Origin of the sequence: Conexibacter stalactiti (genome assembly GCF_033542075.1) — a bacterium.
Lineage (GTDB): Bacteria > Actinomycetota > Thermoleophilia > Solirubrobacterales > Solirubrobacteraceae > Conexibacter > Conexibacter stalactiti.
Window position 1 is genome coordinate 20,926 of record NZ_JAWSTH010000084.1, and the last position, 6,875, is coordinate 27,800.

The window sequence follows — 6,875 nt, forward strand, 5'->3', positions numbered from 1 at the left end:
CTACTCTCTTGCACCACGACCCGGAGCAACGCTGCTGCGCCACGTGACGAAAGGCACTGAGTCAGTACTCGAACGCGATCGTGAGCTTGCCGACATCGGCGAGGCGATCGCGGCCGCTCGCGCCGGCCGCGGGCGGCTGCTGCTCGTGGAGGGCGCGGCCGGCAGCGGCAAGAGCACGCTCGTCCGCGCCGCGCGCGAGCGTGCCGCGCAGGAGGGCCTGCGCGTGCTGCGCGCGATCGCCGGCGAGTTCGAGCGCGAGTATCCGTTCGGCTGCGTGCGCCAGCTGTTCGAGCCGTTCCTGCACGGCCTGCCGGGCCCCGAGCGCGCGCGCCTGCTGACCGGCGCCGCCGCGCCCGCCGAGTGGATCGTCGCGCCCGCGGCCGACGGGCCGAACGCCGAGCGCGCGGCGGCCGGCTTCGCCGCGCTCAACGCGATCTACTGGCTGACCTCGAACGTCGCCGCGGCCGGGCCGCTGCTGATCGCCGTCGACGACGTGCACTGGGCCGACGACGCGTCGATTCACGCGCTCGGCCACCTCGGCCGGCGGATCGAGGACCTGCCGATCGTGCTCGTCATCGCGCTGCGCCCCGAGGAGCCCGGCGCGCCGGCGGCGCTGATCGACGACCTGCGCGCGGTCGCGGGAGACGCGCGCGTCGTCCCGCGGCCGCTGAGCGAGGCGGCCGTCACCGCGCTCGTGCGCACGCACGTGCCGGCGGCGACCGACGCGGCCTGCGCCGCCTGCCACGTCGAGAGCGCCGGCAACCCGCTCTACCTGCGCGAGCTGCTGCGGACGCTCGACGGCGACGGCGCGCTCGGCGCCGACGTCGTCGCGGCGGCGTCGGTGCCGACGCTCGCCGCGCGCGTCGGGCGCCGCGTCGAGAAGGTCGGCCCGCGGGCGCCCGCGCTCGCGCACGCGATGGCGGTGCTCGGCGACGGCGGCGCGCTGCCGCTCGCGGCGCGGCTCGCGGGCGTCGAGCTGGCGAGCGCGACGCGGATCGCGCGGCGCCTGCGCGAGATCGAGGTGCTCGCGACGGAGGACCCGTTCGCGTTCGTGCACCCGCTCGTGCGGCGGTCGGTCTACGACGGCCTCGCGCTCGCCGAGCGCGACGCCGCCCACACCGCGGCCGCGCGCGTGCTGGAGGCCGCGGGTGCGCCCGCCGAGGCGGTCGCCGCGCACCTCGCCGCCACCCGCCCGACCGGCTCCGACGCCGTCGCGGCCGCGCTGCTCACGGCCGCCGAGACGTCGTCGTCGCGGGCCGCGCCGGAGGCCGCGATCCGGCTGCTGCGGCGCGCGCTGGAGGAGGAGGCCGCGCAGCCGCCGCGTCCCCTGCTGCTGCACCGGCTCGGTCTCGCCGAGATGGCGATCCGCGACCCGCAGTGCGTCGAGCACCTCTCGCAGGCGGTCGCGCTCGCGGACGAGCCGCGGCTGCGGATCGCGGCGACGGCCGCGCTCGCCGAGCTGCTCGCGACGTCCGGGCAGTGGGAGCAGGCGCGCGCGCTGATCGCCGGCGCGCTCGACGTGCTCGACGATCCGGAGCTGCTCGTCGAGATCGAGGCGCTGCGGCTCGCGGTCGCCGCCAACGACCCCCATCTGGTCGGCGACTTCGAGCGCGAGCGCGCGCACTTCGAGCGGCTGGCGGAGGGCCCGAGCTGGGCGGCGCAGGCGATGACCGCGCTGCTCGCGGCGCAGGCGGCCCAGCGCTGCGAGGATGCGGCGCGGGCGCGCGCGCTCGCCGAGCGGGCGCTCGCGCGCGGCGTCCTGACAAACGGCCGCCCGGCCGGCGGCTGGGCGGGCGCGCAGCTGTTCATGGCGCTGGCCTACTCCGAGAGCTACGACCGCGCGCTCGAGGTCGCCGCGCTGATCGAGCGCGAGGGCCGGCGCAGCGGCGAGCTGCTCGGCCTGCTCGGCGGCCCCGCCTTCCGCGGCCACGTCGTCGGCCTGCGTGGCGACCTCGCGGCGGCCGAGGCCGACCTGCGCACGCTGCTCGACGTGATGGGCCAGGCCAACGTCGCGATGTGGATCGCGAACGTCTTCTACGTCTTCCTCGACGTGCTGGTCGAGCGCCCCGGCGTCGATGACGTCGCGGCGATCGCCGAGACGCTCGCGCTCGACCCGACCTTCCTCGGCACCTCGACCGGCGGGCTGCTGCTCGCCGGCCGCGGCCGGCTGCGGCTGGAGCGCGGCGAGCGCGCCGCCGCGCTGGCGGACCTGGAGGCGGCCGGCCAGGTCCTGACGCCGTTGCGGTTCGGGCCCAGCCAGATGGCGTGGCGCTCCGACCTCGCGCTGGCGCTGCCGCCCGAGCGGCGCGACGAGTCGCTGCGACTGGTCGAGGAGGAGGTCGCGCTTGCGCGCCGGCTGGGGCTGCCGCGCACGCTCGGCGTCGCGCTGCGCGGCGCCGCGCTGGTCGAGGGCGGCGCGCGTGGGATCGAGCTGCTGCGCGAGTCGGTCGCGGCGCTGGAGCGCTCGGAGGCGCGGCTGGAGCACGCGCGCGCGCTCGTCGAGCTGGGCGCGGCGCTGCGGCGCACGCGGCAGCGCGTGCAGGCGCGCGAGCAGCTGGCGGCGGGGATCGAGCTGGCGCACCGCTGCGGCGCCCAGCGGCTCGTCGTGCGCGCGCGCGAGGAGCTGCTGGCGGCGGGCGGACGGCCGCGGCGGATCGCGCGCACCGGAGCGGAGGCGCTGACCGTCTCCGAGCTGCGCGTCACGCGGCTCGCGGCGGCGGGGCAGACGAACGTCGAGATCGCGCAGGAGCTGTACGTGAGCGTCAAGACGGTCGAGACCCACCTGTCGCACGCGTACGGAAAGCTGGGGCTGGCCGGCCAGGGCGCGCGCGGCGGGCTCGCGGCGGCGCTCGGCGGCGACACCGAAACCCCAGGGTCGCCCACTGATGCGCCGTCGGCCGCGCGCGGGGAGGATGCGCGGCGGTGAAAGGGACGCACCAGAGAGCGATGGCCGCGCTCGCCGTCGCCGCTATGGGGGTGGCGGCGGCGAGCGCGCCGTCGACGGCGCTCGCCGCGAAGCAGCGCCCCGCGCGCGCGTTGCCGGACCTCGTCGTCGCGAACGGCTCGGTCAGAGGCGCCACCGCCAGCGTGACCTTCGCCAACCGCGGCAGCGCCGCGGCGCCGGCGTCCCGCGCGACGATCGCGCTGCGGACCGGCAGGCGCGGCACGCGCTCGCTGCAGCCGTTCGCGGTGCCGGCGATCGCCGCCGGCACCGCGCGCACGCGGCGGGTCGCGGTCGTGCTGCCGCGCAACCTGGCCGCCGGCACCTACGCGGCGTCGGTCTGCGCCGATACGTCGAAGCGCGTGGACGAGCGGAGCGAGCGCAACAACTGCCGTTCGCTCGGGAGGGTCACGCTCAGACGAAGCGGACCCGCGCCTGCGCCGAAGCAGACGCCGCCGCCCGCGCCGAGTCCGCCCCCACCCGCCCCGGCGCCGCCCACGCCGCCCGTCCCGACCCCGCCGGCCCCGCCATCATCGGTTCCGACCGCGCCGATCGCGTTCACGCCGGAGACGGTCTTCCGTTACGCGCCCGGCGACTACTGGCTGTTCGTGCCGTCCTCCTACGACGCGACGCACCGGACCCCGACGACGCTGTTCCTGTGGATGCACGGCTGCGGCGGCCAAGCCGAGGGCGACACCTACATGATCTCGCCCGGCGGCGCCCAGAGCTGGATCTCGCTCTCGCTCGGCGGTCGCGACGGCGCCTGCTGGGACATGAACAGCGACCCGGCGAAGGTGCTGGGCGCGCTGGCAGACGTCAAGACGCACTTCAACATCGCGCCGCGCAAGGTCGTGATCGGCGGTTACTCGTCCGGCGGCGACCTCGCCTACCGCACCGCCTTCTACAACGCCGGCCTGTTCGCCGGCCTGCTCGCGCAGAACACCGCGCCGTTCCGCGACACCGGCTCGACGCAGGCGGCGTCGCTGGCCGCCGCGGCGTGGCGGTTCAACGTCGTCCACCTCGCCCAGACCGGGGACGCCGTCTACCCGATCGGCCCGGTCCGCAGCGAGACGGATGCGATGGCCGCCGCCGGCTTCCCGATCAGACGGATCGAGCAGCCGGGCGCGCACTACGACGACGACACCGACGCCTATCTGCGGACGTACCTGCTGCCGCAGCTCGACGCTGGCTGGCTCGCGCCGTAGCCGCCGCAAACGCGGCGCGCCGCCCCGGTGAGGGAGCGGCGCGCCGGTGGTGCGGGGTTTGTTGGAAGCGGCTCAGCCGGTGAACGAGGGGCGCTGCGCCGGCTGGGGAGCCGCTCTCTGCGCGACTCTGGCGCGCGGGATCAGCAGCGTGATCGCCTGACGTCTGGTGACCGTTCTGCCACTGCCGAGCGTCGTCTTGACCGTCAGCGTCGTGCGCAGCCTGCGCACGCCCTTCGCCTGCTGCGCCTTGACGAACGCGGCCGGCAGGTTCAGCGACAGCGTCTTCGTCTTGCCGGCAGCGACCTTGATGCCGCTGAAGCGCACGAGCACGCGCGTCTTCGTCGCCGCCGCCGCACGCGCCTGACCGCCCGTGAGCGCCAGCGTCAACGTGCCCGACACCCGGCACGGCTGACCGACCGGACAGACCAGCGGCAGTCTGACGGAACCGTTCTGGGTCACCTGCGCGCCTCTGCTGACGCCCAGATCGACCGAGGCACCGACAGCCGGAGGCGCTCTCGTCTGCACCGCCGGCGGAGCCGGCGCGGTCGGCACGGCCGGCGGCTGGACCGGGCTCGGCACCGGCGTGACCGGCGTGACCGGCGTGCTCGGCGTCTCCGGCTTTCTCTCCTCCGGCTTCGGCTCCGGCTCCGGTCTCGCCTCAACACCGACACCGGTCAGCTCGACCTCGTCGGTGCCGTCCCACGCATCGCTGTACACATCGATCACGGCCGTCCGCTGACCAAGCGCTCTCGGCGAGAACTTGACGACCACCACACAGCTCGCGCCAACCGCAAGCGTTCTGTTGGTGCACTGATCATCGAGCGCGATGAACTCGGTGCTTCTCGGCGGCCGCGCACGCGGCTCATACTCAGCGATGTAGATGCCGTCGATCTCATCGATCGTCAGGTCCGCATCACCCACGTTCGTCACCGTGATCGGTCTCGTCGTGCTCTTCCCAAGCTCGACCTCGCCGAAGGCCGCGGTCGGGCTCGGCGAGACCGACGGGACACCCCCATAGACCGTGAAGCTCTCATCGTCATCAGAGCCGTCGAACGCGGACGAGACGCCCGAGTAGACCGCTCTCACGCTGTGCGCGCCGCGCGCACCCGGAATGTTCGTGTCGCACTCGGCCACACCGGTCGTCGTGTCGACCGCAACCGCGTCGCAGTCCCACTGTCTGTTGCCGTCGACCGTGAACGCCACCGTGCCACCACTCGGCACCGGCGAGACCGTCGCTCTGAGCTTGACCGCATGGCCCGAGATCGCTCTGCTCGTGTTGAGCGAGACCGTCGTCGTCGTGGCGACCGGCTCGGCCCAGCTGAACTCGACAGAGGGGCTGCTGGGGTCGTTCGTGCTCGCGCAGCCGGTCGCGCCGGCGCCGCAGAAGCTGTAGCCGCCACCGCCGCCGGCGCTGCCGTCCTCGGACGTCGCCGAGCCGGCGCCGCCACCGCCGCCCCAGACGCCGGCGCCACCGGCGCCACCGCCGGGGCCGGCGGCGCTGCTGCCGCCGTCGCCGCCTCTGGCTCTCAGCCCTGCGGTGCCGTTCGCGCTCGCGTCGGCGCTGTTGACGCCGCCCGCCCCGCCGCTGCTCCCATCCGTTCTGCGACCGGCGCCGGCGCTGCCGGAGGCGACGCCGCTGCCGGCCTCCGTGTTGTAGGTGCCGGCGGCGCCGCCGTCACCGGCGTTGGGGCCGGCGCCCTTGCCGCCGCCGCCGGCGGCGACGATCCACGGGATGCTGCCGTCGGCATGGGAGCTGACCGAGGTGTAGCCGCCGCCACCGCCGCCGGTGCCACCGGGCCCGGTGCCGCCATCGCCGCCGTTGACGCCGACGCAGGCGTAGAGGACGGTGCCGGGCGTGACGTCGACGGAGGCCGTGATGCGGGCGCCGTAGCCGCCGGAGTTGCCGCCCCGCTCACCCTGAGCGACCAGTCTGATGCTGGTGACCCCATCGGGGACGGTCCATTCGTTGCCGGCGCAGCCGTAGCCACCGAGCGTGAAGGACCCGGCTTGAGCGGCGGCGGGGAGCGCGGCGAACGCCAGCGGCGCTGAGATGAGGAGGGGCACGACGACGGAACGACGACGCGCCCCGCGCGACAGAGCGCGCAGGGAGACCGGAGACATGTCAATACCATGACACAACTGGCGTCGTCCGTGCGTTGTGAATTCTTCAATTTGTCAGTGCTTCTGGGTTGAGCTAAAGATCAACTGACGGCGGCCGATCACATCGAGGGAGACGCACCACTCACTTAGTTCACAGCGCACGCGACCGCGGCCGCTCAGAGGGCGCGGGCGACGTCCGCGCGACTGGCGACGCCGAGCTTGCGCCGCACGCTGCGGGCATGCGTCTCGACGGTGCGGAGGCTGATCACGAGCGTGTCCGCGATCTGCTGGTTGGAGCTGCCGCTCGCGATCAGCTCGGCGATCTCGCGCTCGCGTGGGCTGAGCGCGCCGTCGGGAGAGGCGACGCGCCGGCCCAGCTCGCGCAGCTCGCGCACCGCGAGCGGCCGCAGCAGGCCGATCCCGCGCCGCGCGAAGACCTCCTCGGCGAGCGTCAGCTGCTCGATCGCCGCGGCGCGGCGACCGCTCGCCGCGAGCGCCTGACCGGCCAGCAGCCGGGCCCGCGCCGCGTCCAGCTCACCGTCGTGGGCGGCAGCCAGCGTGGCGGCCGCGAGCGCCAGCTCGGCGGCGCCCGCCGCGTCGCCCTCGGCCAGGCGGACGCGCGCGTCGGT

At 75.2% G+C, this 6,875-nt stretch carries 4 protein-coding genes; 2 read left to right on the forward strand and 2 right to left on the reverse strand.

The genetic code is table 11. The features are described from left to right. The first annotated feature begins 43 nt into the window (after positions 1-43). A complete protein-coding gene (locus R7226_RS23655; RefSeq protein ID WP_318599824.1) occupies positions 44-2,926 on the forward strand; it encodes an ATP-binding protein in 2,883 nt (960 codons plus the stop codon). Further along, positions 2,923-4,146 carry a CARDB domain-containing protein gene (locus R7226_RS23660; RefSeq protein ID WP_318599825.1) on the forward strand — a complete coding sequence of 408 codons (1,224 nt, stop codon included), beginning with the start codon at positions 2,923-2,925 and terminating at the stop codon, positions 4,144-4,146. Before R7226_RS23655 ends, R7226_RS23660 begins: the two co-directional genes overlap by 4 nt. Positions 4,147-4,218: 72 nt before the next feature. Here the strand turns inward: R7226_RS23660 and R7226_RS23665 are convergent, their stop codons facing one another. Further along, positions 4,219-6,210, reverse strand: coding sequence for a choice-of-anchor D domain-containing protein (locus R7226_RS23665; protein ID WP_318599826.1), 1,992 nt, complete (start codon positions 6,208-6,210; stop codon positions 4,219-4,221). Between the two features lie 212 nt (positions 6,211-6,422). Then, positions 6,423-6,875: helix-turn-helix transcriptional regulator (locus tag R7226_RS23670; RefSeq protein ID WP_318599827.1), on the reverse strand; the 453-nt coding region annotated here is incomplete at its 5' end.